This is a genomic window from Staphylococcus sp. SUC_1.2, from assembly GCF_026222585.1.
In genome coordinates this window covers 26417-51321 of the sequence record NZ_JANJPM010000007.1, presented here as the reverse complement: position 1 = coordinate 51321, position 24905 = coordinate 26417, and the positions used below count along the sequence as shown (strand labels likewise).

Annotated in this window: 26 protein-coding genes and 1 pseudogene; 8 read left to right on the top strand and 19 right to left on the bottom strand. The window is 29.6% G+C overall.

Going from position 1 to position 24905, the window contains the following annotated elements; all coding sequences use genetic code 11:
• Positions 1–121: 121 nt before the first annotated feature.
• Positions 122–1189 (top strand): nitric oxide synthase oxygenase, encoded by a 1068-nt coding sequence (locus NR218_RS03880; protein WP_265883260.1) that lies wholly within the window; start codon positions 122–124, stop codon positions 1187–1189.
• A 30-nt stretch (positions 1190–1219) separates the two neighbouring features.
• Complete coding sequence (pheA, locus tag NR218_RS03875; protein WP_145429713.1) at positions 1220–2020, top strand: prephenate dehydratase; 801 nt, start codon at positions 1220–1222, stop codon at positions 2018–2020.
• A gap of 180 nt (positions 2021–2200) precedes the next feature.
• Here pheA and NR218_RS03870 read toward each other — a convergent pair whose 3' ends face one another.
• The gene (locus tag NR218_RS03870; protein WP_145429712.1) at positions 2201–3760 is read right to left on the bottom strand and encodes an SLC13 family permease; all 1560 of its coding nucleotides are present in this window, start codon (positions 3758–3760) and stop codon (positions 2201–2203) included.
• A gap of 240 nt (positions 3761–4000) precedes the next feature.
• Positions 4001–5083, bottom strand: coding sequence for a glycosyl hydrolase family 28-related protein (locus NR218_RS03865; RefSeq protein ID WP_039984319.1), 1083 nt, complete (start codon positions 5081–5083; stop codon positions 4001–4003).
• A 133-nt stretch (positions 5084–5216) separates the two neighbouring features.
• Here NR218_RS03865 and NR218_RS03860 point away from each other — a divergent pair, with 133 nt between their 5' ends.
• The 3 genes from NR218_RS03860 to NR218_RS03850 all read left to right on the top strand — a co-directional run bounded on the left by NR218_RS03860 (position 5217) and on the right by NR218_RS03850 (position 8315).
• Complete coding sequence (locus NR218_RS03860; protein WP_002450084.1) at positions 5217–5777, top strand: cysteine hydrolase family protein; 561 nt, start codon at positions 5217–5219, stop codon at positions 5775–5777.
• A gap of 48 nt (positions 5778–5825) precedes the next feature.
• Positions 5826–6755, top strand: coding sequence for a manganese-dependent inorganic pyrophosphatase (locus NR218_RS03855; RefSeq protein WP_145429711.1), 930 nt, complete (start codon positions 5826–5828; stop codon positions 6753–6755).
• A gap of 177 nt (positions 6756–6932) precedes the next feature.
• Positions 6933–8315 carry an aldehyde dehydrogenase gene (locus NR218_RS03850; RefSeq protein ID WP_145429710.1) on the top strand — a complete coding sequence of 461 codons (1383 nt, stop codon included), beginning with the start codon at positions 6933–6935 and terminating at the stop codon, positions 8313–8315.
• 57 nt (positions 8316–8372) lie between these two features.
• On the opposite strand, the gene NR218_RS03845 is transcribed toward NR218_RS03850, so the two are convergent.
• Together NR218_RS03845 and NR218_RS03840 are read right to left on the bottom strand one after the other, a co-directional pair.
• Positions 8373–9419, bottom strand: a complete 1047-nt coding sequence (locus NR218_RS03845; protein ID WP_145429709.1) for a lactonase family protein — start codon at positions 9417–9419, stop codon at positions 8373–8375.
• Between the two features lie 122 nt (positions 9420–9541).
• Complete coding sequence (locus tag NR218_RS03840; RefSeq protein ID WP_093514810.1) at positions 9542–9715, bottom strand: hypothetical protein; 174 nt, start codon at positions 9713–9715, stop codon at positions 9542–9544.
• A gap of 278 nt (positions 9716–9993) precedes the next feature.
• Here NR218_RS03840 and NR218_RS03835 point away from each other — a divergent pair, with 278 nt between their 5' ends.
• On the top strand, positions 9994–11034 hold the full coding sequence (locus NR218_RS03835) for a C45 family autoproteolytic acyltransferase/hydolase (protein WP_145429708.1): 1041 nt from the start codon (positions 9994–9996) through the stop codon (positions 11032–11034).
• A 65-nt stretch (positions 11035–11099) separates the two neighbouring features.
• Here NR218_RS03835 and NR218_RS03830 read toward each other — a convergent pair whose 3' ends face one another.
• The 10 genes from NR218_RS03830 to NR218_RS03785 all read right to left on the bottom strand — a co-directional run bounded on the left by NR218_RS03830 (position 11100) and on the right by NR218_RS03785 (position 17370).
• Positions 11100–11942 carry a DUF4097 family beta strand repeat-containing protein gene (locus tag NR218_RS03830; protein ID WP_145429707.1) on the bottom strand — a complete coding sequence of 281 codons (843 nt, stop codon included), beginning with the start codon at positions 11940–11942 and terminating at the stop codon, positions 11100–11102.
• On the bottom strand, positions 11942–12496 hold the full coding sequence (locus tag NR218_RS03825) for an HAAS signaling domain-containing protein (RefSeq protein WP_002455102.1): 555 nt from the start codon (positions 12494–12496) through the stop codon (positions 11942–11944). Before NR218_RS03825 ends, NR218_RS03830 begins: the two co-directional genes overlap by 1 nt.
• A gap of 47 nt (positions 12497–12543) precedes the next feature.
• A complete protein-coding gene (locus NR218_RS03820) occupies positions 12544–13029 on the bottom strand; it encodes a hypothetical protein (RefSeq protein ID WP_002450066.1) in 486 nt (161 codons plus the stop codon).
• 145 nt (positions 13030–13174) lie between these two features.
• Positions 13175–13903 carry a phenol-soluble modulin export ABC transporter permease subunit PmtD gene (gene pmtD, locus NR218_RS03815; protein ID WP_071560641.1) on the bottom strand — a complete coding sequence of 243 codons (729 nt, stop codon included), beginning with the start codon at positions 13901–13903 and terminating at the stop codon, positions 13175–13177.
• Positions 13904–14776 (bottom strand): phenol-soluble modulin export ABC transporter ATP-binding protein PmtC, encoded by an 873-nt coding sequence (gene pmtC / locus NR218_RS03810; RefSeq protein ID WP_002450019.1) that lies wholly within the window; start codon positions 14774–14776, stop codon positions 13904–13906.
• Between the two features lie 17 nt (positions 14777–14793).
• On the bottom strand, positions 14794–15456 hold the full coding sequence (gene pmtB / locus NR218_RS03805; RefSeq protein ID WP_061544635.1) for a phenol-soluble modulin export ABC transporter permease subunit PmtB: 663 nt from the start codon (positions 15454–15456) through the stop codon (positions 14794–14796).
• On the bottom strand, positions 15453–16352 hold the full coding sequence (gene pmtA, locus NR218_RS03800; protein ID WP_054105548.1) for a phenol-soluble modulin export ABC transporter ATP-binding protein PmtA: 900 nt from the start codon (positions 16350–16352) through the stop codon (positions 15453–15455). The genes pmtB and pmtA overlap by 4 nt, the downstream gene beginning before the upstream one ends.
• A complete protein-coding gene (gene pmtR, locus NR218_RS03795; protein ID WP_002450053.1) occupies positions 16349–16729 on the bottom strand; it encodes a PSM export ABC transporter transcriptional regulator PmtR in 381 nt (126 codons plus the stop codon). The genes pmtA and pmtR overlap by 4 nt, the downstream gene beginning before the upstream one ends.
• A gap of 187 nt (positions 16730–16916) precedes the next feature.
• A complete protein-coding gene (locus tag NR218_RS03790; RefSeq protein WP_002455099.1) occupies positions 16917–17093 on the bottom strand; it encodes an SE1626 family protein in 177 nt (58 codons plus the stop codon).
• Positions 17094–17274: 181 nt separating this feature from the next.
• Positions 17275–17370, bottom strand: a complete 96-nt coding sequence (locus NR218_RS03785; RefSeq protein WP_017175266.1) for a Trp-rich small protein — start codon at positions 17368–17370, stop codon at positions 17275–17277.
• 192 nt (positions 17371–17562) lie between these two features.
• Between NR218_RS03785 and NR218_RS03780 the strand changes: the two genes are divergently transcribed.
• Positions 17563–18849, top strand: a complete 1287-nt coding sequence (locus NR218_RS03780; protein WP_017175267.1) for an aminotransferase class I/II-fold pyridoxal phosphate-dependent enzyme — start codon at positions 17563–17565, stop codon at positions 18847–18849.
• 50 nt (positions 18850–18899) lie between these two features.
• Here NR218_RS03780 and NR218_RS03775 read toward each other — a convergent pair whose 3' ends face one another.
• From NR218_RS03775 to groES, 4 genes and pseudogenes are all read right to left on the bottom strand, one after another.
• Complete coding sequence (locus NR218_RS03775) at positions 18900–19571, bottom strand: type 1 glutamine amidotransferase (protein ID WP_019835509.1); 672 nt, start codon at positions 19569–19571, stop codon at positions 18900–18902.
• A gap of 181 nt (positions 19572–19752) precedes the next feature.
• Positions 19753–19962 (bottom strand): annotated as a pseudogene (locus NR218_RS03770) (hypothetical protein); the annotation flags it as partial.
• Between the two features lie 518 nt (positions 19963–20480).
• Complete coding sequence (groL, locus tag NR218_RS03765) at positions 20481–22100, bottom strand: chaperonin GroEL (protein ID WP_017175271.1); 1620 nt, start codon at positions 22098–22100, stop codon at positions 20481–20483.
• Positions 22101–22156: 56 nt separating this feature from the next.
• Positions 22157–22444: a co-chaperone GroES gene (gene groES / locus NR218_RS03760; RefSeq protein ID WP_017175272.1), complete on the bottom strand. Its 288-nt coding sequence runs from the start codon at positions 22442–22444 to the stop codon at positions 22157–22159.
• A 174-nt stretch (positions 22445–22618) separates the two neighbouring features.
• Between groES and mroQ the strand changes: the two genes are divergently transcribed.
• Positions 22619–23359, top strand: coding sequence for an intramembrane glutamic endopeptidase MroQ (gene mroQ / locus NR218_RS03755; RefSeq protein WP_019835511.1), 741 nt, complete (start codon positions 22619–22621; stop codon positions 23357–23359).
• Between the two features lie 55 nt (positions 23360–23414).
• On the opposite strand, the gene NR218_RS03750 is transcribed toward mroQ, so the two are convergent.
• Positions 23415–24905, bottom strand: coding sequence for an SdrH family protein (locus NR218_RS03750; protein WP_048761678.1), 1491 nt, complete (start codon positions 24903–24905; stop codon positions 23415–23417).

Here is a 24905-nt window from a genome sequence, read left to right as displayed (position 1 = left end):
ATTTTCGATAATAGTCTTTAATTTAAAAATTAAATTTTTTTAATTCGACAAATTCATGACACAAGTATTTATTGTATGTGTTATATCAGTTTCTCGCTTATAATACTATTGAGGTGATTATATGCTATTAGAAGAAGCTACAAATTTTATCCAAACTATGTATGGTGAATTAAATTACTCAAATCATACTATTTCTAAACGTATCACTGAGATAGAGAAAGAAATCAATCGGACAGGTACCTATACACATACTTATGAAGAACTAAATTATGGCGCTAAAATGGCATGGCGTAATTCCAATCGATGTGTCGGGCGCTTATTTTGGGAATCATTAAATGTTGTGGATGCACGAGATAGTTATACAGAACAACATTTCTTAGATGCGCTTCATAATCATTTAAACAAAGCAACAAATGGCGGTAAAATCAAACCATATATCACTATATTTTCTTCAACTGATGCACCTAAAATATATAACAATCAATTAATACGTTACGCAGGATATGAAGATAAAGGTGATCCATCAGAACGCGAGATAACACAATTAGCTAATCATTTGGGATGGAAAGGCAAAAGTTCAGACTTTGACGTGCTTCCTCTTATTTATCAATTACCAAATTCACCTATAAAATATCATGAATTTCCAGCTTCATTGATTAAAGAAGTAGATATAGAACATGATCAATTTCCAAAGCTGAAAGATTTACATTTAAAATGGTATGGTGTTCCTATGATTTCTAATATGGATTTGAAAATAGGTGGAATTACATATCCAACTGCTCCTTTTAATGGTTGGTATATGGTCACTGAAATTGCAGTTCGTAATTTTACTGATACTTACCGCTATAATTTGCTTGAAAAAGTTGCAGAAACATTTGAATTTGGTACACTTAAAAATAATTCATTTAATAAAGATCGTACATTAGTAGAATTAAATTATGCAGTTTATCACTCTTTTAAATCACAGGGTGTTTCTATTGTTGACCACTTAACTGCTGCTAAACAATTTGAATTATTTGAAGAAAAAGAGGAACAGCATCATCGTGATGTTACTGGAAAATGGTCATGGTTAGCCCCACCGTTATCGCCAACGTTAACTGCTAATTACCATCATGGATACAAAAATATTATTAAAGATCCTAATTTCCATTATAAAAAAGCGACACCGATGAAATGTCCATTCCACTAATGTACAAGATTCATGAGGTGACAATTCATCATGCATTTATATTATTTAGGTCCCGAAGGTACATTTTCATATTTAGCTGCTAAAAAATATTTTTCAAAAGATAACTTTAACTTCATACCAAAGTCTAATTTATATGAAGTCATTAAGGCAGTAAATAGTGACGCTCAATCTGTAGCAATTGTACCCATAGAAAATTCAATTGAAGGAACTATAAACATTGTGGCAGATGCACTAGCTCAACAACATGTTTTTGCACATGGGGAAATACATTTAGATATTAATTTTGGTTTATATGCGACAAGGGACTCAAAGATAGAAAATATAAAAAAGGTATACTCTATCGCACCAGCCATCAGTCAAACAAGCCAATACATTCAAAAACATCAATTTTCTTACGATTATGTTGAGAGTACGATTCAAGGATTAGAAAAAATCTCCTCGGATGTAGCAGCCATTGTCCCTGTAGGTAGTGGTGAAATGTACGGATATACTGCTATAGAGAATAATATTCAAGATTACCCGCATAATGTTACACGTTTTTTAGTCATAAAAAATGATAATGACTTTGAGTCTAAAACGAATAACACAATGCTATTAATTACCCCTAAGTATGACAAAGCTGGATTACTGGCAAATATACTGACTACATTTGCATTATTTGATATTAATTTATCATGGATTGAATCAAGACCATTGAAAACTCAACTGGGTATGTATCGCTTCTTCGTACAAGCAGATACCGGGCTATCAGATAATTTGAATAAAGTTATATCAATATTAGAAACATTAGATTTTTCAGTGAAAATTATTGGTGCTTTTCATCGTCAATAAAAGGGAGTGGATAATATTTGTGTTGAATGTATCCTTTCATTCTGAAAACCTAGCCGCATCATATAAAAAATGCCTAGGACCACTCATGAATTCATGATGTCCCAGGCTCTTTTTATATATTTATTTAAAATATTAAGATAAAACATACATAATGAATATATGATTTCAAGATATTTAATTTTATTTTAAATTTAATGTATCAGAAATATCAAATCCTAAAATATATGGCATTAAGAAATAAACAACTACTATAATAATCACTGCAGAAATTAAATTAACCCAAACTCCTACTTTAGCCATTTCTTTAATACTCAACTTACCTGATCCAAATATAATAGCATTTGGGGGTGTTCCTACTGGTAACATGTAAGCACAGTTTGCTGCCATAGCTGCGGGTACCATTAATAACATTGGATGTACACCTACTGCTACAGATAGCGCAGCAAGAATAGGTAAAATCATTGTAGCAGTTGCTGTATTTGAAGTCACTTCTGTTAAAAATAACACAAATATTGTAATGACAATAACTATTACTAGTGGATGCACCCCATCTAACATTTTTAGTTGCTCACCTAGCCATTTTGCTAAACCACTTTCTGAAATTCCTTTTGCTAAAGCTAAGCCTCCACCAAATAATATAAGTACACCCCATGGTAATTCTTTTGCCACTTCCCAATCAATAATTCGCTTATGCTTTTCTTTACTTTTAGCCGGAAATATAAAAAGAAAAATAGAAATAAATATTGCAATTGTACCGTCTGCAACTTCAGATGTTATTGAAAAATTTTTTAAAATAAATTCTCTTGTTATCCATAGTAAACTTGCAAGAATAAAAATAGCTTGAACCACTTTTTCTTCATAAGACATTTTACCAAGACGATTGAGTTTATCTTCAATCAATGTTTGACCACCCGGTAAATACTTCAAATCATGTCTAAATGCGATAAATCTTAAATAAGCCCATGCTAATGCTATTAAAATAATGACTGTAGGAATACCAACAATCATCCATTTAGCAAAGCTAATTTCTTGTCCAAAATGTTGTTCAAATTGTCCTTTTAGTATAATGAGTGGCGGTGTTCCAATAAGTGTACCTAATCCTCCGATGGTCCCAGAATAACCAATAGCTAAGACAAGTGATTTTTCAAACTTCGAAATACTATCTGATTTAACGTCATCATCTTTCAACTCATTCGCTTCTTTAATAATTGCTAAACCAATAGGTATCATTATCATAACAGCCGCTGTATTTGATACAAACATTGATAGGAATCCTGTAGCAATCATGAAGCCTAATAATATTTTACTCGTGCTTGCTCCAATATATCTAATAATAGTTAAAGCTACACGTGTATGTAAATTCCATCTTTCCATAGCAATTGCAAGAATAAAACCACCTAAAAATAAAAAGATAATATCATTACCATATTCAGAAGAGACTTGTTCAGGCGAAAGTACATGTCCTAAAGGCAAAAGTATGAGTGGTAAAAAACTCGTTGCAGCAATTGGTATCGCTTCTGTAATCCACCAAATAGCTATCCACACCGTAATTCCTAAAACATATACCCCTTTGAAAGGAAGTTCTACTGGATGAAAGAATGATAAGATAAGAACAAACAATAACGGTCCTAAAATGAGCCCCAATAATTGCCCCATAGAATAAGATTGATTTGTATGATCTTTTTTAGAAAAAAATGTTAAGTATTGTGCATTTCTTCGAAAACCTGATTGCTTAGTCATCTAATTCTCCCCCTTTAAAATTAGAAACTTAACTTTATATATTCTATTTTTAGAAATATGGCATCATCTCAACAAAGTTGATTTGATACCTATTATATTGCAAACAAGCCTCATAGAAATCTGACTTTTTTGAAAATATATAATGATATTATAACATAAAAGAAAACGCTTTATTATATATCATAATAAAGCGCGTATCATTTATTTTTCATCTATAATTATATCTTTTTAAATTAAATACTAATCAATATTAATTTTTTTAACTTTAACTTTATCATTTTGATTAAATGTCAAATTAGAAATATCTTCTAAATGTAATCTTTGTGTCGAATGATTAAACGAATTACCTGCAATAAAAACATTAGTATGTTTTACATTATTATAACTTCTCACGTGTATAGCATCTCTTTTCATTTCTCCTTCGAAATGATTACCGGTTACAGTCAAATTATCTCCAGCTTGAGTCTTTTGAACTTGTCCTGTAGAAACATCAGCCGCATTTTTCCCATCTTTAACTCCAAGAAAACGAATACCACCATTACAATTTATAAAGGTATTATTTGAGATAAACATTGTCTTTGATTTTAACGGAGTTAATGCATATTCATTCATTCCGTTAAACACATTATTCCTTATATGAATATTTTCGTAAAAGCGATTATAACGACTGGCATGAGAGCCTATCGCTCTATTCCAAGCTTGCATTTTAGGTTGGTTTGAATTTCCAAAATAGCAATCTTCAATGACAACATTTTTGGTAATCGTGCCATCAGTCGTACCAAATTTAGGAAATGACCCAGGCACTTGAATGTCTAATTGAATTGCTTCAGAAAATGAGCGATCACCATTTACATCAAAAAAGCCTTTAAACTTACAGTTCTTAATATATAAACCATTGATTCCACAAGCATCTAGTGCATGTCCACCTACAACATCAAGTACTGTAATATCTATTAACTCGATATCTTCAGCATGGCCTATAGACATTGCGGTATTATTGTAGGGGTACTTTGAACCGTTCATATCAAATATACCACCTTTTATTTTAATATGACCATTTCCTTGATATCCATGATAGAAACCAAATTTTTTACCATTTTTTAACAATGCATCTCTCGAGTGACGCTGCAAGATGGTATCATCTTCTAATATTAAAGTGGTATGATCATATATCACTAATGCTTTACTAATATAATAAGTCCCAGATGGTATATAAACTGTATGTTCTCCATATCTTGCGGCATTAAGTGCTTTTTGTATAGCTTTAGTATCTCTTCGTTTATGTTTTCCTTTTAAACCAAAATCCTGTGCATTGATCAATATTTTTTATCCCCTATCTTATGTTGTTATTAAATATATTTGTAACCATAATGGTGTATAGCTATACTATATTTATAATTTAATATTATACATTTTTTAAGGTATTCAAACATTTATTAAGAAAGGGATGTTTATTATGACTAACAAAGCATTGATTGTTGTAGATTATTCTTATGATTTTATCGCTGATGACGGCCGATTAACTTGTGGTAAACCAGGCCAAGATATTGAACAGTTTATTGTAGAAAGACTCAATCAATATCAACATCAACATGATAATATCTTTTTCATGATGGATTTACATTTTGAAGAAGACCCGTATCATCCTGAAACTAAATTATTCCCACCACATAACATTGAAGGCACTTCAGGTCGTCAATTATATGGTAAGGTAAAATCATTTTTTGACAAATATAAAAATGAAGATACTGTACATTATTTAGATAAGCGACGTTATGATTCTTTTTATGGTACTGCTTTAGATAGTTTATTAAGAGAAAGACATATTGATACTGTTGAAATTGTAGGTGTATGTACTGATATATGTGTACTCCATACAGCAATTTCTGCTTATAATTTAGGTTATCATATTATTATCCCTGAACAAGGTGTTGCATCATTTAATGAAGAGGGGCATCAGTTCGCTTTAGCTCATTTTAAAAACTCATTAGGTGCAAAGGTAGAAGTTATCAATTAAAACATGCTAAAATAAAGATAAATTTAAAAAATAAGGGTGAATAAATCAATGGCAAAAACTTATATTTTTGGACATCAAAATCCGGATACAGATGCAATATCTTCAGCTATTATCATGGCTGATTTTGAACAACAAACTGGAAATTCTGAAGCCACTCCTTATCGCTTAGGTGAAGTGAGTGCTGAAACAAAATATGCATTAGATTATTTTAAAGTTGATGCACCAACTTTATTAAATGATGATTTAGAAGGTCAAGACGTTATCTTAGTTGACCACAATGAATTCCAACAAAGTGCTGAAACTATTGCTAAAGCGAATATTGTGAATGTCGTAGATCATCACAGAATTGCGAACTTTGAAACAGCAGGTCCTTTATACTATCGTGCAGAACCTGTAGGTTGTACTGCTACAATTCTTTATAAAATGTATAAAGAACGTAACTTTAAGATTAAACCTGAAATTGCTGGATTAATGATTTCAGCTATTATTTCAGATAGTTTATTATTTAAATCTCCAACATGTACTGAAGAAGATGTAAATGCTGCTAAAGCATTAAAAGACATTGCTAATGTCGATTTAGATGAATATGGTTTAGAAATGTTGAAAGCAGGTGCTTCCACAACTGATAAATCTGCTGAAGAGTTATTAAATATGGATGCTAAATCATTTAATATGGGGGATTATGTTACTCGTATTGCTCAAGTCAATACTGTAGATATTGATGAAGTCTTAAATCGTAAAGATGAATTGGAAAAAGCAATGTTAGAAACAAGTGCAAACGAAAAATATGATTTATTTGTATTAGTTGTCACTGATATTATTAATAGTGATTCTAAAATTTTAGCTGTCGGGGCTGAAAAAGATAAAGTTGGTCAAGCTTTCAATGTTCAATTAGATGATGGTATGGCTTTCTTATCGGGTGTAGTTTCTCGTAAAAAACAAGTTGTACCTCAAATCACTGAAGTTTTAACTAAATAATTCATATTTTAATTCCTATATAATAAGGCTGAGATAGTAAGTTACTTAACTCTCAGCCTTATTTAATTTATTTTAATCATTCATTCAAATGTTTTAACCTTGGATACATTTAACTAAAATCATATAATCAATCACACTATAACGCTATTGTGATTGACTGTACAGGAGGTACTACAATTGAATTTAATAGAAAAACAATTTCAAGAAAGTAAACAGTTTTTTAAAACACATCAAACTAAAGATATCAAATTTCGTAAACAACAATTAAAACAATTAAGTAAAAGTATTAAAAACCATGAAACAGAATTACTAGAGTCGTTAAAGATAGACTTAGGGAAAGGTTCAGTAGAAGCGTATGCTACTGAAATTGGTATACTTTTAAAAAGTATAAAAACAGCTCGTAAAGAATTAAAAAACTGGGCTAAAACTAAGCAAGTAGATACACCCCTATTTATGTTTCCATCAAAGAGTTATATTAAACCTGAGCCCTATGGGACAGTATTAATTATCGGTCCCTTTAATTATCCTGTACAACTTTTATTCGAACCTCTTATTGGTGCTATAGCAGCTGGTAATAACGCAATCATTAAACCTTCTGAACTTACTCCTCATGTTGCACAAGTAGTGCGAAAAGTGATTGAGGATGTATTTGCAAGCGATTTTGTAGCTGTTGTTGAAGGTGGCGTTGAAGAAACTCAAACATTAATCAATCTTCCATTTGATTATATATTCTTTACTGGTAGCGAAAATGTAGGTCGAATTGTTTACGAAGCAGCAAGTAAAAATTTAGTTCCTGTCACACTTGAACTTGGTGGTAAATCACCAGTGATTGTAGATGAAACTGCTAATATTAAAGTAGCAAGTGATCGTATTAGCTTTGGTAAATTCACCAATGCTGGTCAAACTTGTGTAGCACCAGATTACATTTTAGTGAATAGAAAAGTTAAAAATGAATTAATTCAAGCATTTAAAAAATCTATTGAAGAATTCTATGGCAAAAATATTCAAAATAGTCCTGATTTTGGACGTATTGTTAATAAAAAACATTTCAATCGACTTTCTGAATTATTAGCAATACATCGTAACGAAGTTATTTTTGGTGGACATACTGATGAAAATGAACAATATATCGAACCTACAATTTTAGACGGTATTACCCCACAATCTAAAATTATGGAAGAAGAAATATTTGGTCCATTATTACCCATCATCGTCTACGATGATTTTAATGAAGCGATAGATATTATTCAAAGCAAATCTAAACCTCTAAGCTTATATTTATTTAGTGAAGATGAAAATACAACGAACTGTGTGCTAGAAGAATTGTCATTTGGTGGCGGTGCAATCAATGACACTTTAATGCATTTAGCTAACCCAAATTTACCTTTTGGTGGCGTAGGTGCTTCAGGAATTGGCGCATATCATGGCAAATATTCATTTGATACATTTAGTCATATGAAATCATATATTTTTAAATCTACTCGACTCGATTCGAGTATTATCTATCCCCCTTATAAAGGTAAATTCAAATATATTAGAACGTTTTTCAAAAACTTATAAAAAACCCCCTATAATGGCTCACTTTACAAGTGTTTACATTATAGGGGTATTTTTTATCTATAACGATGAATTCGAGAAATCAACAAATACACCTTCAGGTGCAGTATACTGATTGTCAGTAGCAATCAACATACCACTATTTGTATCACGTCTAAATACCGTTAACGCGTAATTTCCTTCTTGATGCGCACATACAAGGTATTCATCTGACTCAGTAATATTAAAATCTCTTGGAAATTCTCCCCCACTTTTTACTATTTCAACCGGGTTAATTCCTTTTCCATCATCAACTACTGTAAATATCGCTATACTATCATGTCCACGATTGCTAATATATAGATTTTGTTCATCATGAGATAGTCTCACAGCTGCTAATTTAGTTTCTCCAGTAAAATCTTCAGGAATCGTTAAATGACGTTCAATTTCTTCAAATTTTCCATCATGATATTGTACGACGCTTACTCTATTAGATAATTCATGAACAACATATGCGTATTTCCCATTATTATGGAATTCAATATGACGCGGTCCATCTTCAGCATGGAATTTTGATACCGCATGTTCTTTAAATCCTTCAACTCCGAATGTATATGTTACAATTTTATCTGCACCTAAATCAGTCACAGCTACATATTTATGGTCAGGAGTTTCTCTAATGAAATGAACATGGTTATGATCTTGACGTTCATGTGTTCCAGTTGGATAACTATGTTCTAACTCTTCAATTAATTTTACCACTTCGCCTGTGTCAGGATTAAGTTGATATATACGTGCTATTCCAGCAGTATAAACCGCTTCGAATAAGAAGTTATGATCACTAGAAACGGAAATGTAACACCCTGTTCCATTCTCTGAAGCTAAACATTTATTAATGAGTGTAAGCTGACCATTCTCATCTTTTTTAAATGCAGCTACACCACATGCCTCATTTTCTTTAGTAATTGCATATAAAAATTGTTCAGTTTGAGCAAGATACGTCGATGCTTCGATATCATATCCTGTATCTACTGATTGTATTTCTCCGTTATCTTCATTAAGTTCGAATATATAAATACCCTTACCTTCTTTTTTTGTATAAGATCCCACATAACCTTTAGTTGTCATTTTAATACCTCCATTATATTCAATATCATTAACATTTATACTAGCTAATTGTATTTATTTAAGAGTAATAAAAAAAACCAGTAACTTCAAATGAAATTACTGGTATATGGTACATCGTTGCATTAAGCATTATTGCTTTCAATATCAGATACGATTTCTTTTGTTTTTCTTTCGATATCTTCAAAGTCTTTTTTGAAAATAAAGCCAAATACTACTACTACTACACCAACAACTAGTGTTGTAATAGCTGTAAAGCTTAATAAGAATTTAAATAAACCTTTAATGAAATCCCACATTTATGTTTCACCCCTGTACTTAAAATAAATACGTTTACATTAAATCATTTTAACATAGTTAACGTTATGATTAAATACATACCTTTTTATATATTATTTCAAACCTAAAATTAAAGATTTTTAAAAAATCAAATATTTTTCTTTATTTATAATGAATGACATTTGTCTTATTTACACAGTGAATTACTATCATATATAAATAAACATTATAAGACTTTAAATTTAATATAAATTATTGTTCAATATAAATAATAAAACAAATGATAGGAGGATTTTTCATGCAAGAAGTTAAGTCAGATATTATGACCTTTCGTGGATCACATTTTGATTTAGGTATCAAAACTGCTCAGTGGTTAAAACAGACGCCCTTACTAGAAAATAGAGAACGTGAATGGAAGAAACGTATGCCTCGTTTTGACATTGATGTTAATGAAACATATAGCATTTTCCAAACGTATGCACCAGAAATCTGGGAAGAATTATTAGGAATGCAAGAGATATTAAATTTACCGACTAAACAAATGATTTTAAATTTCGGTCACTATCGTTTTACTGATTTAAATGAAAGTGGATGTACAGTGTTTCAAGGTAAAGATTATATGGTTCGTAATTATGATTATCATCCTGCTACATATGATGGCAGATATCTTCTTTATCAACCAAATGATGGTGGACTCGCGCAAATAGGGCCAACATCTAGAGTAACTGGTCGGATGGATGGCATGAATGAAGCAGGTCTTGTAATGGGATATAATTTTATGCACCGTAAGCATCCTGCAAATGGATTTGTATGTTATATGGTAGGACGACTTGTCTTAGAATATTGTAAAGATGTAAAAGAAGCAATTCAATTTCTAAAAGAGTTACCCCATAGAAGTTCATTTAGTTATATTTTAATGGATAAGCATTTAAATCATGCAATTGTTGAAATTACGCCACGCTCATTTGATGTTAGATATGATAAAGTTTGTACTAATCACTTTGAAATATTAACACATGAAAATCGTAACTATACCAAAGAATCTAAAGAACGTCTTGCTCGCACAATTAGTCAAACGTCAGAAGATATAGATAAATATACTGCGTTTAAACTTTTTAATGATCCTAAATATGACATTTATAGTAAGTTGTTTAAAAGTTGGTCAGGAACGATTCATACATCAATGTATGAACCTAAACATTTAAAAGCTTGGATGACTTTAGGTGAGAATAGACCTCCTCTATCTATCGACTTTCAATCATGGTTAGATGGTCAAGAACTTGACGTAATAGAATTTACTGGAAAGCTAGATACTGATTTAACATTTGCTACGCATTAATGAAAAAAGATTAGATAAACGTTTTAAAATTTAATTAGTCAACGTTTTATCTAATCTTTTTCATTCTATTTAATATTTATATCACCTTTAACGTTATAACACTCTATAATATTATAACTCTTACCTACTTTGCTATCTTTAAAATAAGGATTCTTGATGTTATTGTCACCCATTCCTGGATGTAGTTTTAACAAGGTGTCTTTAGGCTTGGTTTTATAATCAATGTTTATATCACCTTTTTTACTTGAGCTCTTCATATCAATTTGACTTGGCATGTTTTTAAAGTCAAGCTTTCCTTCATTTGTAATGAACAATCCATTTTTCAAGGTACAATGATTAACCACAATATTAGAATTTATTACTTTAAATTGACTATTTTTTATATCACTATTTTTTATATTAATTGTTCCATGATCACTATAATAATCAATATGATCAAGTTTAGCTTCTTTGATATTTAAATTTTCTCCGTCTTTTCTAATTCTAGCTTTTTTGATATCTATGTTATTAATATTTAATTTTCCTAATTTAGCATCAATATTTAATTGTTTTAATTTATTAGGTGGAATGGTTATATGTATGTTGAACTTGCTTCTTTTAAAAGGGTTTAAATTAAAACTATATCCTCTTTTAGAAGAACGTGATTCTTTTACATTTAAGCTGTCTTTTTGAGTGTTCACTTTTATACTATTGTCCCCGTAATATTTCACTCTAAATGAAGAACCTTGAGTAATAGTGATATCAGAACTATAACTATCTATATTCAATTTGGAGATAGATGATTGATGAAACGTTTCATTATATTTCAATCGTTTATAAATATCTTTATCATGAACAAACCATACCAACGTTGCTGCTAGAAAAAAAACAACAAATATAACTAATCCACTTATTGTTAACTTTTTCATCACTGGATTCTTCCTTTAATTATTTTTATATACCATGATAAATATTTTAAAACAAGTTTATATAAATTCTGAACAATTTTTATTATTGCAACGAACACTAATATACCTATTCCAGCATAAGAAATACTATAAAGAAAATTACTAAAAGAGTCAGGAGTGCCTTTAAGGATACTAATAATAATTAATAAGATAGGTAAACAAATAAGCACAATTGAAATGACAAAAACAAAGGCTAGAAATATTAAGAATATTATAATTGGGATAACAATTAAGAAAAAAGAAATAACACCCAAACTTAATGATGCCATAATAGCTTTTACAATATTACGAAAGTTAGGTGTAACTTTAGCATGTGAAATTGCTTCTTTAGCTTTTATTTCTTTTCCAATAGTATAAGGATTTTTCAAATCATCTAATATTTGAGCATCTGTTTTGCCTTTTGTTTCTTGATTATAAAAGATATCTTCATATTCATTCATTACTTTATCTTTTTCTTTACGTGGTAAATCATCAAGCTCCGTTTCCAGTTCATTCAAAAAAGTAATTTTATCCATTTTCTTTCACATACTTTCTTAAAATATAAATTTATTTTTATTAACTATCAACGACTAAAGAATTCAATTCGCTTAACAATATTATCTTTATATAAAATTGATAATTTCATGTGATGATCTTTATCAAGATACACTAAAGCATCATAACCTTTACCTACCTTATCTTTGTCATAGTTATAACCTAGATTATCTATAACAGCATCGATTTGGTCACCTATATGAACATCAAAATTTGTGTTAACAAAAGTATCTTTAACTAAGATAATGCCTTTAATTTTGTGATGTTTTTTTTTGACTTTTATTGTTAAATTTTTATATTTATTATGATTATAAAAAACATACCTATCTAATTTCACATGCTTATTTAAACTATATTCTGAGTTATCAAACGTTTCATTAAGCTTTAAATGATTAATTTCTACATCACTTAAATCAACCGTTTTTTCATTTTTATAAATTGTCAATCCTAGTACAACTAATAAAGAAATGACAATAAATAAAATTGAGATAACCCATCTATTTTGAATATGCAATAGGACCACCACTTATATACTTATTTTTTTTAATATATCATAACTATGATTATATTCAAAAAATATTAAAGTACCTTTCAATGCAAATAAAACTGGCGACAAAAATTGAACGTATCGTCGCCAGTTTTATTAAAAAGTTATTAATTTAAATGTCTCGTTTAGCAGCATAAAGTACATCAGCGATAAATAAAATAACAATAGATGCAATAGAAATGAACCATTGCCAATTCGTAAATTTAATACTACCTGATGATGATTTTTCTGTTAAGTAACTAAAAGGTATATATTTGAGTGATTTTTGAATATTATCGCCCCATTCAGGGATTAAACCTAAAAATGGTTGTAAAAATGGTACGATAAACACTAAAAAGATACCTAATGTAAAAATGACTGCTGGTTTTTGTACAATTAAAGTAATTAAGAATAATAATAGTCCAAAAAATAGTAAAAAGATAAGATAGAACCAAATATTTGTTAGGAATTTATCTCCATTTAAATTTTTACCATCTGTAAAAGTTTGAATAACTAAAAGTGTAACATACGTGATAAGTGTAAATAAGAACGAAAAAATAATAATCGAAATCGTTTTTGCTATCACATAACCTACTCTATTTTTCACTTTATTCATATAAAGTTGAATCGTTCCTTGAGAATAGTCACGTGTAATTGTTTTAATAACAACAAGTAAACCAAAGAATAAAAACATCCAATTTGCCATTGGTAATATCATTGAATAATCGACTTTATCAGTATTTTTTGCTAATAGTACAGTCATTGCTGTGATGATACCCCAAATACATATAAGCGCGATATATGTTAAATAACTTTTTAAAAAACTTAATATATCATATTTAACTAATTGTAAACTCTTCATTTAATGGTCACCTCTTTGATTAATATTAAAGTACGTATCTCGAAGCGAATTTTTACGTGTTTCAATATATTTAGGATACACATTAATATGTGCGAGCGCTTTAAGCAATGTTCGATAATCTCGTTCTGCTTTAATAAGAATTTCTCCATTTTGTTTATAAGAATGAATAACATTAAAATGTTCTTGTAAATAATTTAGCGCTTGATCAAAATCATCATTGTCCAACGTAATAGAGGTACTTTCTTCTGCACTACCATCTTTCATATTGACATCTTGAACGAAATGTCCATCTCTTAAAAAGACAGCTCTATCACAAATCAATTCGATGTCTTCTAATTTATGACTTGAAATAAGAATTTTCATATTTAATTCATTTACTAAAGATTGTATCGTTTCTAGAACATCGATTGAGCCATCTGGATCCATACCATTCGTAGGTTCATCCAAAATAAGATATTTTGGTTTGTTCATTAATGATACGGCAATCGCTAATTTTTGTTTCATACCCATTGAATATTTTTTAACTTTTTTCTTAATATAAGGACGCATACCAAAAGCATCTATAATTTTATCTGAATAGGCTTTATCAAATCCTTGACCAAGCACCTGAGCAAAGAGTCTTAAATTATAAAGCCCCGTTTTATTATCATAAAGTTTTGGATGTTCAATGAGATAGCCAATATTTTCATCATCTTTTAAATTAACTTTACCTTTGTAATTAATAATATTTCCATTCATCACTTTCATCAGTGTAGTTTTACCTACACCGTTTTTACCAATGAGTCCTACAATTTTGCTATCTCCAAAATCAAAATCTATATTGTCTAAAACATTATTATTACCGTATGTTTTAGTAATATTTTCTAATTTCATAAAAGTCCTCCTTTTTTCTAGCGACGATTAATACGTGCTATTTGAATAAAATAATTTGTAACTAGCCAAATCACACTTATAATAACTAATCCAATACTTAAATATTTATTAAATACATTTGGATCAAGTGCATTATGAAAAATGAATACATTAATAGCCAAAAAGATAAATGCAATTGCCATCGGTATAACGAGTACCATTAAAATAATATAAACAGTGTAAGAAATATATTCTCTTTTTCTTTCTGTACTTTTACTAAAAGCAATAGGAATGCTAAATAAATTTACACTCAAAAATGAAAGTGCTGTCGAATAACGCAACTCATTTACTTGAATATTTGTTGATTGAAAATTATATAATCCAATAATCAATGTTCCTAAAATCGTTAATATAATACATGTCAGATAATTTGCATTAAGCAATTCTTTCTTAGTTATTGGTAAGCTTTCATAAAAAAGATACGACTCTTTTCCACCTAATCGTCTATGTACTCTAAATAATTGTCCTGAATCTAAAATGCTTATAATCATTAATGTAATGGCAAGTGGAGTATATACAACGAAACCATAGCTTGTTTTTGAAAAAAATAGAGTATAAATAGGATTAATAACAATAAGCACTAAATAAATGATAAGTGTCCAACGTCTTAACTTAAAATTTCTTATTATTAGTTGCTTCATGTCATCAACCCATTTCTATTTTGAGTTTCAACATCATTAGTTTCTTTCATTTTCTCAAGGTAAATCATTAATTCTTCAATCGTTGGATGTTTTATTTCAACTTGTTTTCCAAATAGTTCCTTAAATGCTTGACCATGTTTTGTAAAACCAACATAACCTGTATGCTTTTCTTCTTTATATAAAAGGAGTTGATTTAATTCATCATCTAAATCTTTGTTATCACCTTTTACGATAAAATATTTCTCTTTTATATCATCACAATAGCCTTCAAGTACAAGATTACCTGTTTTTATATATACAAGATAATCTGCTATTTTTTCTAAGTCTGAAATAATATGAGTAGAAATAAAAACCGTTTTATTTTCATCTATTAATTCTTGCTGCAATATTTCTAGAACTTCATTTCTTACAATTGGATCTAAACCTGCTGTTGGTTCATCCAATATAAATAACTCAGCGTGATGACTTAAAGCAATGGCTAAAGATAACTTCATTTTCATTCCACTAGAGAAATGCTTAATTTTAAGATGACTTGGTATATTGAATCGCTCTAAATACTGATGGAATATATGACTATCCCACTTAGAATAAAAAGGAGAAATCATATTTTCTAGTTTTTTTATATTCCATTGTTGGTTGAAATACATTTCTGAGTAAACAAAACCAATTTTATTTTTAATCCATTTTGCCGACTCTTTCATTTGTCGTCCTAAGATTTTAATTTCTCCAGTATTAGGTTCAAGCAAATCCATCATTAATCGAATCATTGTTGTCTTGCCAGCACCATTACTCCCAATAAAGCCCGTAACAAACCCTTGAGGAATACTGAATGAAAGATCTTTGATTTGGAAAGTTTTAGTGTTATAACTTACGTGTTTAACTTCAATCGCTTTCATTCATCTTCCTCCTCGTAAATTAAAGCTAAAACTTCATTTAATTCTTTTAGAGGCATACCAATTGTTTTTGCTTCTTTTACCATGGAACGCGCAAGATGTTCAATTACAAAAAATTGTTTTTCTTTTAAAATTGAACTGTCTTGTTCTTTTACGAATGTTCCTTTACCTCTTATTGTTGTGACAAACCCTTCTTTTTCCAAATCTTCATAGGCACGCTTTGTTGTAATTAAACTGACTTGCAAATCTTTCGCCAGTTCCCTCATAGATGGTAAGTGACTTCCAGCTTCAACGTAACCTTTTAATATATTTTCTTTAATTTGTTGTTTAATTTGTTCATAAATGGGCTGTTCACTGGTGTTTTTTAGAATAACTTTCATTTATGTCCCCCTTTACAACTGTATATAAATAATATATACAGTATATACAGATTTGTAAAGTGAAATAATAAAAATAAGATAAAATCAGTATTCTTAAGACATAAGTTGTATATACACTATAAACATAGTTAAACAAAAAAACTATGATACAGTATTACAGTGGTAATTGCATCATAGTTTTCATATGTTACTTTTTATTTTTACGTCTGTCATTGCTACGATTAATAAATGCACATATCATAAACATAATGGCAGCCAATAATAACTTTATACCTTGACTTTCATGTCCAGTGGCTTGTAGATAATATCCAATGACAAACAAAACAATAGCTAAACCTACAAAAATTTTTGTTAGGTGTTTCATCATTTTTAGTCACCTCATTATGATAATTATATCAAATTTTTTATTTTATATGCATTAATCATTTATTTAATTAAAATTGAATTGTATATGCTCTATGTTAAGATAGTGTTATATCCACAAATTACATTACACACCCCTTAACTTGCCACATCAAGTTAAGGGGTTTTTGTGTAAGGTCATCTTATTTATTTTTCCACTTAGTTTCTAACCAAACTCGAAATATAATAAGCATACTCCCTGTTATAAGTGTGACTAAACCTTCTAATAACCACGACATTACACTACACCTCCACAAAGTAAAGTGTCATATCTCATGATGACCTATATATATTTTAACACACAAACAGAACATATGTTCCGTTTGTGAATAAAACACTTCTCTGATTTATTTTTTATTAGAAAACTTTATATTTTGTTTAATTCAAGATAATATATAATGTGAATAACAATTTAAAGCGAGGTTATGAAAATGAATCCTTTAGCACAACATTTAAACGATCAACTAGTCGATGACAGTCCTGAAATATTAAGCATGTTATCGAGATTAGGTCAATCTATGTTTTATCCCAAAGGTATTCTGTCTCAGTCTGCAGAAGCCAAATCAACAAAATACAATGCAACAATTGGTATGGCAACTAATGATAAAGGAAAAATGTATGCAGACACATTATTTGATGTCTACAATCATCTTTCTCCGGATGAGATTTTCCCATATGCTCCGCCACAAGGAATTGAAACTTTAAGAGATTTATGGCAACAAAAAATGTTAAAAGAAAATCCTAGTTTAAAAGCTTCATCTATAAGCCGTCCAATCGTGACGAATGCATTAACACATGGTTTATCTTTAGTTGCTGACTTATTTGTAAATGATGAAGATACAATTTTATTACCAACACATAACTGGGGAAACTATAAACTTATTTTTAATACAAGACATAATGCAAATATTGAAACTTATGCTATTTTCGATCAAGATGGACATTATACAACAAATTCACTTGTATCTACTTTAGATAATTTTAAACAAGATAAAGCAATTATTATCTTAAATTATCCTAATAATCCAACAGGCTATACACCTACTCAAGAAGAAGTTCATACAATTGTCTCAGCAATTGAACGCTTAGCAGAAAAAGGAACTAAGGTGATTACAGTCGTAGATGATGCATACTATGGTTTATTTTATGAAGATGTCTATACACAATCTATTTTTACTGCAATTACTCAATTAGATTCAAAAAACATTCTACCGATACGCCTTGACGGTGCAACTAAAGAATTTTTTGCTTGGGGTTTACGTGTTGGCTTCCTTACATTTGGATTAAATAATCAAAAAGCTAAAGACGTATTAGAGGCTAAAGTTAAAGGATTAATTAGAAGTAATATTTCAAGTGGAGCAATGCCTTCTCAAAGTGCAATTAAATATATACTAGAGAACCATGAACAATTTGATAAAGAAATACAAGCTAATGTAAAAACACTACAAGAGCGTTATGAAGTAACAAAAGAAGTAGTTTATGATGAAAAATATAAACAACATTGGCAAGCATATGATTTTAACTCTGGATATTTTATGGCACTTAAAGTAATCGGTGTTAACCCTGAAGAACTTCGTGTTCATTTAATCGATAAATACTCAATTGGTATTATTGCACTTAATGATACAGATATTCGTATTGCTTTTAGTTGTGTTGAAAAAAACGATATTCCACATGTTTTTGATTCTATTGCTAAAGCAATTGATGACTTAAAATAACATAAAAGTATAATAGCGAGAGACCTAACCAGGAAGGCTCTCGCTATTTTTTAATGACTTGTAATAAAATCTAATAATTTAAACATTACTTCTTTATTCTCTTTTGGTACTTCTTGGTTAAGAATCTGTTCTGACGTTTGATTTAATACGGAATCAACCGCGTATGAAGCATCATTCATGATAATCTCTTTTATATCATGAGCACTTGATTCAAAATGAAATTGTAGTCCGATAATATTATTATTCAAAATAAATCCTTGATTTTTTAAATATTGACTTGAAAATAATAATTGTGCATTTTTAGGTATATAAAATGTTTCTTCATGCCAATGTAATGCCATCAATTCTTTTGGAATATTAGGAATGATGGATGACTCAAGATAAACTTTATTCCAACCGACTTCTTTTACTGGAGATTTTCCTACAGTATATCCTAGTGCTTTAGTAATTTGTTGAGCGCCAAAACATATACCAAATATTGGCTTATTTTGCTGTATTAAATTGCGAATTAATTCTCTTTCTTCAAAAATCCATTTATCCTCATTATTAGGACTCATGGGTCCTCCTAAAATAATAAGTAAATCTGTTTCTTTAACATTGGGAATGATACCGCCATTAAAATAAGGATGATAAATATATAATTCATGGTGATGCTCGGTAGCCCAATCTCTGATAACTCCAGGACCTTCATTAGGGGTATGTTGTAAAATATTAATCCTCATTGTTGATTCTCCTTTAAAAGTCAATGTTTATTTATATCTTTGATATCATTATACTTCGAAACACTTAAAATAAATATCATAAAAATTATATAATTTTTATATTTAAAAACTTTTATAAGAAATCCAATATATATAAAGAATCTAAGACAATCATTTTTTGCCATAGACTCCAATATAAAACTCATACTTTTCTATTTCCTATTAAGTCACTATAGTATTTAATAGGGTTCATTCCATCTTTCCATGTAGTATAAATCAGTGTTCCACCTTGTTTTTTGAATTTTTCATTACTAGCACCACGTTCAAATGAAGACGCTAGTTCAATATTCATATTAGGATTAACATTTAATAAATTTGCATACTATTTAGCCCACACATCACCTTTAACTGGATCATTTTGAATTAACTAATCAATATTTCAGTACAGATTCACTCTATAATCAAAACCGTCAGAAAATTAAATAACAACATAAATATAAAAAGCAAGAATTCTTTTATCACTATATTAATCTATATTATTATTTTGATTATTAAATTTAGCATTTTTATTTATTATCTTTTTCTTTTTTTCAATTTGTATATTAAATAAAATTGTTGAAAATCAAAAGATGTAAAATTTCGACAAGTTTTATGTAAAAAATATTTAAATTATATTTAAAGATATCAGTGAAGCTAAACAAATAATTAAAGAATATGTCCATTTTTTTAATATAAAAAACTAACATTAAAAATGGCTGATTTTGCATAAAACAAAACCAACCATATCTTTTAATTATTTACTTGTCTATTTGACAAAGCACACTTCAAAATGAACTTATCAGTCTTTTTATTATATTTCCTAAATTTCTATAACTAAATTATGACCAGTAAAAACACAAAACATTGATATATCAACATTTATAGGCGTTTTTACATCATACCTGGCATACCGCCCATTGCAGCATTATCATTACTTTCAGGCTCTGGGATATTTGCAACTACCGCTTCAGTAGTTAAGAACATTGCAGCAACACTTGCAGCGTGTTGTAAAGCTGAACGTGTTACCTTAGTAGGATCTACAATACCTTCTTCAAGCATATTCACCCACTCGTTTGTAGCAGCATTGAATCCGACACCTGCATCAGCATGTTTAAGTCTTTCAACAATAACTGAACCTTCTAATCCAGCATTTTCAGCAATTTGACGTACTGGTGCTGATAAAGCTTTAAGTACAATATTAACACCTGTCGCAACATCGCCTTCCGCTTCTATTTTTTCAACTTTATTATAGATATTAACTAATGCTGTACCGCCACCTGCAACAATACCTTCTTCAACTGCAGCGCGTGTAGAATTTAACGCATCTTCAATACGTAATTTACGTTCTTTTAATTCTGTTTCAGAAGCAGCACCTACTTTTATCACTGCTACGCCACCAGCTAATTTAGCAAGACGTTCTTGTAATTTTTCTCTATCAAAGTCTGAATCAGTTTCTTCAATTTGTGCTTTGATTTGACTTACACGTGCATCAATACTGTTATCGTCTCCATCACCATCAACAACAGTTGTATTATCTTTTGTTACTTCTACTTTATTTGCAGTACCTAACATATCAATAGAAGCATCTTTTAATTCTAATCCTAAATCATCTGTAATCACTGTTGCGCCAGTCAATATTGCTAAATCTTCTAACATTGCTTTACGACGATCACCAAAGCCAGGTGCTTTAACAGCTACAGCAGTGAATGTTCCTCTCATGCGGTTTAATACAATATTTGTTAATGCATCACCTTCGACTTCATCTGCCACAATTAAGATTGGTCGACTTGATTGAACAACTTGTTCTAATAAAGGTAGTATATCTTGGAATGATGAAATTTTCTTATCTGTAACTAAAATATATGGTCTTTCTAATTCCGCAATCATTTTATCAGAATCTGTTACCATATATGGAGATTGATAACCTCTATCAAATTGCATACCTTCTACAACTTCTAGTTCCGTATCAAGTCCATTAGATTCTTCAATTGTAATAACACCGTCATTACCTACTTTGTCCATTGCTTCAGAAATATATTTACCAATTTCTTCATCAGCAGCAGAAATTGCACCTACTTGTGCGATTTCATTTTTATTTTCAACTTTTTGAGAAATATCATGTAATGCTTCAACTGCTACTCTGACTGCTTTATCAATGCCTTCACGTAAACCAACTGGATTTGCACCACTTGTTACGTTTTTCAAACCTTCTTGAATCATTGCTTGTGCTAATACTGTAGCAGTTGTAGTACCATCACCAGCAATTTCATTTGTTTTATTTGCTACTTCTTGAACTAATTTAGCACCCATATTTTCATATGGATCTTCTAATTCAATTTCTTTGGCAATTGTTACACCATCGTTTGTAATTAAAGGTGCAACATATTCTTTATCTAATACAACATTTCGACCTTTAGGACCAATTGTTACTTTAACAGCGTTTGCTAGTTTATCCACACCACGTAACATCGCTTGTCGAGCATCTTCTGAAAATTTAAGATCTTTAGCCATCTATACGACCTCCATTAATATTAATCATTTTTTTGACAATTTTTATATAGTTATTTTTACTTTTCTATAATTGCTAATATATCTTCTACATTTAAAATTAAATAAGTTTCTTCTCCACGTTTAATCTCTGATCCAGCATATTCTTGAAATACTACTGAATCACCTTCTTTTACTTCGGGAGCAACTGTCTCACCATTATCAAGAAGACGTCCGCTGCCTACCGCAACTACAACACCTTCGTTAGATTTTTCTTTTGCGCTATCAGTTAAAACGATTCCACTTTTAGTTGTTTCTTCTTGTTCTTTTCTTTCGATAATCACACGGTTTCCTAATGGTTTAAGCATGATTGTTCCTCCTTAGCAGGGTCTATTTAGCACTTTAATATAATGAGTGCTAACCTAATTTTTATAATAATCAAATTTGGTCAATATTTCAAGTAAAAACATTCTCTTACTTTTGTACATCTGAGTTTTTTACGATAAAATAAGAATTATTGATATTTAATCTGGAGGTTTCAAATGGCAAGAATTTGGGTGGCAATACTAACATTATTTATATACGCTTTAGCACAATTTTTACCCTTAGTTCTAGCACAGACGCCTATATTTAATCGTTTATCAGGTATGGCTTTAGCTAGGGCTGGAGTGTATACTCAAGTTATCTTATTTATAATTGCAGCAATTTTAATCATCTTTCTTCATTTCAAAATTAAGAATCCTACAAACTTAGAGCAAGAACATAAAGAATCAAAACGTTATATTATCCCATGGGCTGTACTTGGCTTTTTCATAGTTATGTTATATCAAGTTATTGTAGGTGTGATTAACATATGGATTTTCGGTCAACCACAACAAAGTCCAAATACTCAACGAATAATGGCTGTAGCAAAACAACTCCCTATTTTTATTATATTAATTTCTGTTGTAGGCCCTATTTTAGAAGAATATGTATTTAGAAAAGTGTTCTTTGGTGAACTATATGATCGAATTAAAGGAAATAGAATCATTGCCTTCTTAATTGCTTCTATCGTAAGTTCTTTACTTTTTGCATTAGCGCATAATGATATTAAATTTATTCTTATTTATTTTGGTATGGGGATGATACTTTCATTAGCTTATACTTTAACAAAACGAATTTCTGTTCCGATACTTATTCATATGTTTCAAAATGGCTTCGTTGTAGTAATGCAAATTTTCCTTGGCGATTCATTAAATCATTTAAAACAACAAACTCAATTTATTATTCATTTGTGTAACTAGCACATAATTTATCTTAATAAATAAAAGCATCGAATGCTCTAGACATTTGATGCTTTTACTTTTTTTTCGTTTTTAACTTTTGATATACATAAATTATCATTACAGTGGAAGATATTAAAATTAAAGTAGGAATCAGTATCATATTCAAAGTTTTTATATATGATTTTGATTCTGTTTTTTTATGAGGAGAAGTAATGACTTTTGTATGTTCTTCTACTTCATACTTATGAATTGTTTTTGGCTTTTTTAAATCAGGCATAGAGCCAATGTCATTTGTAATTAATGATAAAACTTGCTCATCTAAATTTTTATAATATTCTTTAGCATTAAGTGGATTAAAATATTGAAATCTAAAGTATTGAGAATCCTCTTGTAATATATTTAGATTTTGATTATCAAATTTTTGTTTCTTAATTAAATGATTAAAATCTTTATTTGTTATTTTTTCACCATTATCATCTAAATGATTAACCTTATTAATAATATAAGGGTTGTACTTATAAGCACCTTTTGCATATTGATTAAACCTATTTAAGATATTTTCTGAAAATCTTGACTCTATTTGATATATATTTGGATAAGTGGATTCTTTTCTTCTATCACTTTGAAAATATAGATTATTTTGCTTTAAATGTGTTGGTTCAAAGTTATTATGATTGTTTTCAACTAGTTGTCGTGAAAATAATTGGTTAAACATTGTTTTTGAAACACTATTTTGAGACTTACCCTTTTGATAATTAGTGTTTGAGTAAACATTGGATGAAGTATTATCGTTATATGGTTGTATGATTTGATTTTGTTTCGACTTCATTGATTTAGACATTACATTTTGATGTTCTTCTTGCTTAAAAATAGTTGAATCCTCATTTTTATAATTTTTACTTTTTTGTGCTGTTTTATATTTATTATGATTTTTTTCTTCAGAAGATGACGTGTTATTTTTATGAATATGTTCTATTCCACTCTTTTGTTGATTCTTATCATTAACTTTTTCTTTTTTTGGTTCTTCTATGCTATCAGTTTCCTTGTTCGTTTCATGTGCTTTCTCTGTTTTTGGTTCTTCAGGTTTATTAGTTTCGTTACTTTCTTGTTGTGATTCTTCTGCTTTTGATTCTTCCTTACTGTTAGTTTCGTTGCTTTCTTGTTGTGATTCTTCTGTTTTTGATTCTTCCTTACTGTTAGTTTCGTTGCTTTCTTGTTGTGATTCTTCTGCCTTTGATTCTTCCTTACTGTTAGTTTTGTTACTTTCTTGTTGTGGTTCTTCTGCTTCTGATTTTTCTTTACTGTTAGTTTCGTTACTTTCTTGTTGTGATTCTTCTGTGTTGCTAGTTTCATCGCTAGTATGATTAAATTCGTTTATGTTTTCATTTTCATTACTGAGTTTAATTTTAGAATGCTGAGTGTCAGAAGTTTTTTGTAGGTTTACTTTCTGATCTATGTCTTCACTCTCTATATTAGAAGAGGTTTCAGCATAACTATAGTGACTGAATATAGTTGCACTTATAGCAAAAATAAGACTTGTTCGAATAACGTTTTGTTTTATCAT

What these genes read in the sequence shown, in the direction of transcription:
- NR218_RS03880 (WP_265883260.1), top strand. Translation starts at nt 122, where the DNA reads ATGCTATTAGAAGAAGCTACAAATTTTATCCAAACTATGTATGGTGAA.
- pheA (WP_145429713.1), top strand. Translation starts at nt 1,220, where the DNA reads ATGCATTTATATTATTTAGGTCCCGAAGGTACATTTTCATATTTAGCT.
- NR218_RS03870 (WP_145429712.1), bottom strand. Translation starts at nt 3,760, where the DNA reads ATGACTAAGCAATCAGGTTTTCGAAGAAATGCACAATACTTAACATTT.
- NR218_RS03860 (WP_002450084.1), top strand. Translation starts at nt 5,217, where the DNA reads ATGACTAACAAAGCATTGATTGTTGTAGATTATTCTTATGATTTTATC.
- NR218_RS03855 (WP_145429711.1), top strand. Translation starts at nt 5,826, where the DNA reads ATGGCAAAAACTTATATTTTTGGACATCAAAATCCGGATACAGATGCA.
- NR218_RS03845 (WP_145429709.1), bottom strand. Translation starts at nt 9,419, where the DNA reads ATGACAACTAAAGGTTATGTGGGATCTTATACAAAAAAAGAAGGTAAG.
- NR218_RS03840 (WP_093514810.1), bottom strand. Translation starts at nt 9,715, where the DNA reads ATGTGGGATTTCATTAAAGGTTTATTTAAATTCTTATTAAGCTTTACA.
- NR218_RS03835 (WP_145429708.1), top strand. Translation starts at nt 9,994, where the DNA reads ATGCAAGAAGTTAAGTCAGATATTATGACCTTTCGTGGATCACATTTT.
- NR218_RS03830 (WP_145429707.1), bottom strand. Translation starts at nt 11,942, where the DNA reads ATGAAAAAGTTAACAATAAGTGGATTAGTTATATTTGTTGTTTTTTTT.
- NR218_RS03825 (WP_002455102.1), bottom strand. Translation starts at nt 12,496, where the DNA reads ATGGATAAAATTACTTTTTTGAATGAACTGGAAACGGAGCTTGATGAT.
- pmtD (WP_071560641.1), bottom strand. Translation starts at nt 13,903, where the DNA reads ATGAAGAGTTTACAATTAGTTAAATATGATATATTAAGTTTTTTAAAA.
- pmtC (WP_002450019.1), bottom strand. Translation starts at nt 14,776, where the DNA reads ATGAAATTAGAAAATATTACTAAAACATACGGTAATAATAATGTTTTA.
- pmtB (WP_061544635.1), bottom strand. Translation starts at nt 15,456, where the DNA reads ATGAAGCAACTAATAATAAGAAATTTTAAGTTAAGACGTTGGACACTT.
- pmtA (WP_054105548.1), bottom strand. Translation starts at nt 16,352, where the DNA reads ATGAAAGCGATTGAAGTTAAACACGTAAGTTATAACACTAAAACTTTC.
- pmtR (WP_002450053.1), bottom strand. Translation starts at nt 16,729, where the DNA reads ATGAAAGTTATTCTAAAAAACACCAGTGAACAGCCCATTTATGAACAA.
- NR218_RS03790 (WP_002455099.1), bottom strand. Translation starts at nt 17,093, where the DNA reads ATGAAACACCTAACAAAAATTTTTGTAGGTTTAGCTATTGTTTTGTTT.
- NR218_RS03785 (WP_017175266.1), bottom strand. Translation starts at nt 17,370, where the DNA reads ATGTCGTGGTTATTAGAAGGTTTAGTCACACTTATAACAGGGAGTATG.
- NR218_RS03780 (WP_017175267.1), top strand. Translation starts at nt 17,563, where the DNA reads ATGAATCCTTTAGCACAACATTTAAACGATCAACTAGTCGATGACAGT.
- NR218_RS03775 (WP_019835509.1), bottom strand. Translation starts at nt 19,571, where the DNA reads ATGAGGATTAATATTTTACAACATACCCCTAATGAAGGTCCTGGAGTT.
- groL (WP_017175271.1), bottom strand. Translation starts at nt 22,100, where the DNA reads ATGGCTAAAGATCTTAAATTTTCAGAAGATGCTCGACAAGCGATGTTA.
- groES (WP_017175272.1), bottom strand. Translation starts at nt 22,444, where the DNA reads ATGCTTAAACCATTAGGAAACCGTGTGATTATCGAAAGAAAAGAACAA.
- mroQ (WP_019835511.1), top strand. Translation starts at nt 22,619, where the DNA reads ATGGCAAGAATTTGGGTGGCAATACTAACATTATTTATATACGCTTTA.
- NR218_RS03750 (WP_048761678.1), bottom strand. Translation starts at nt 24,905, where the DNA reads ATGATAAAACAAAACGTTATTCGAACAAGTCTTATTTTTGCTATAAGT.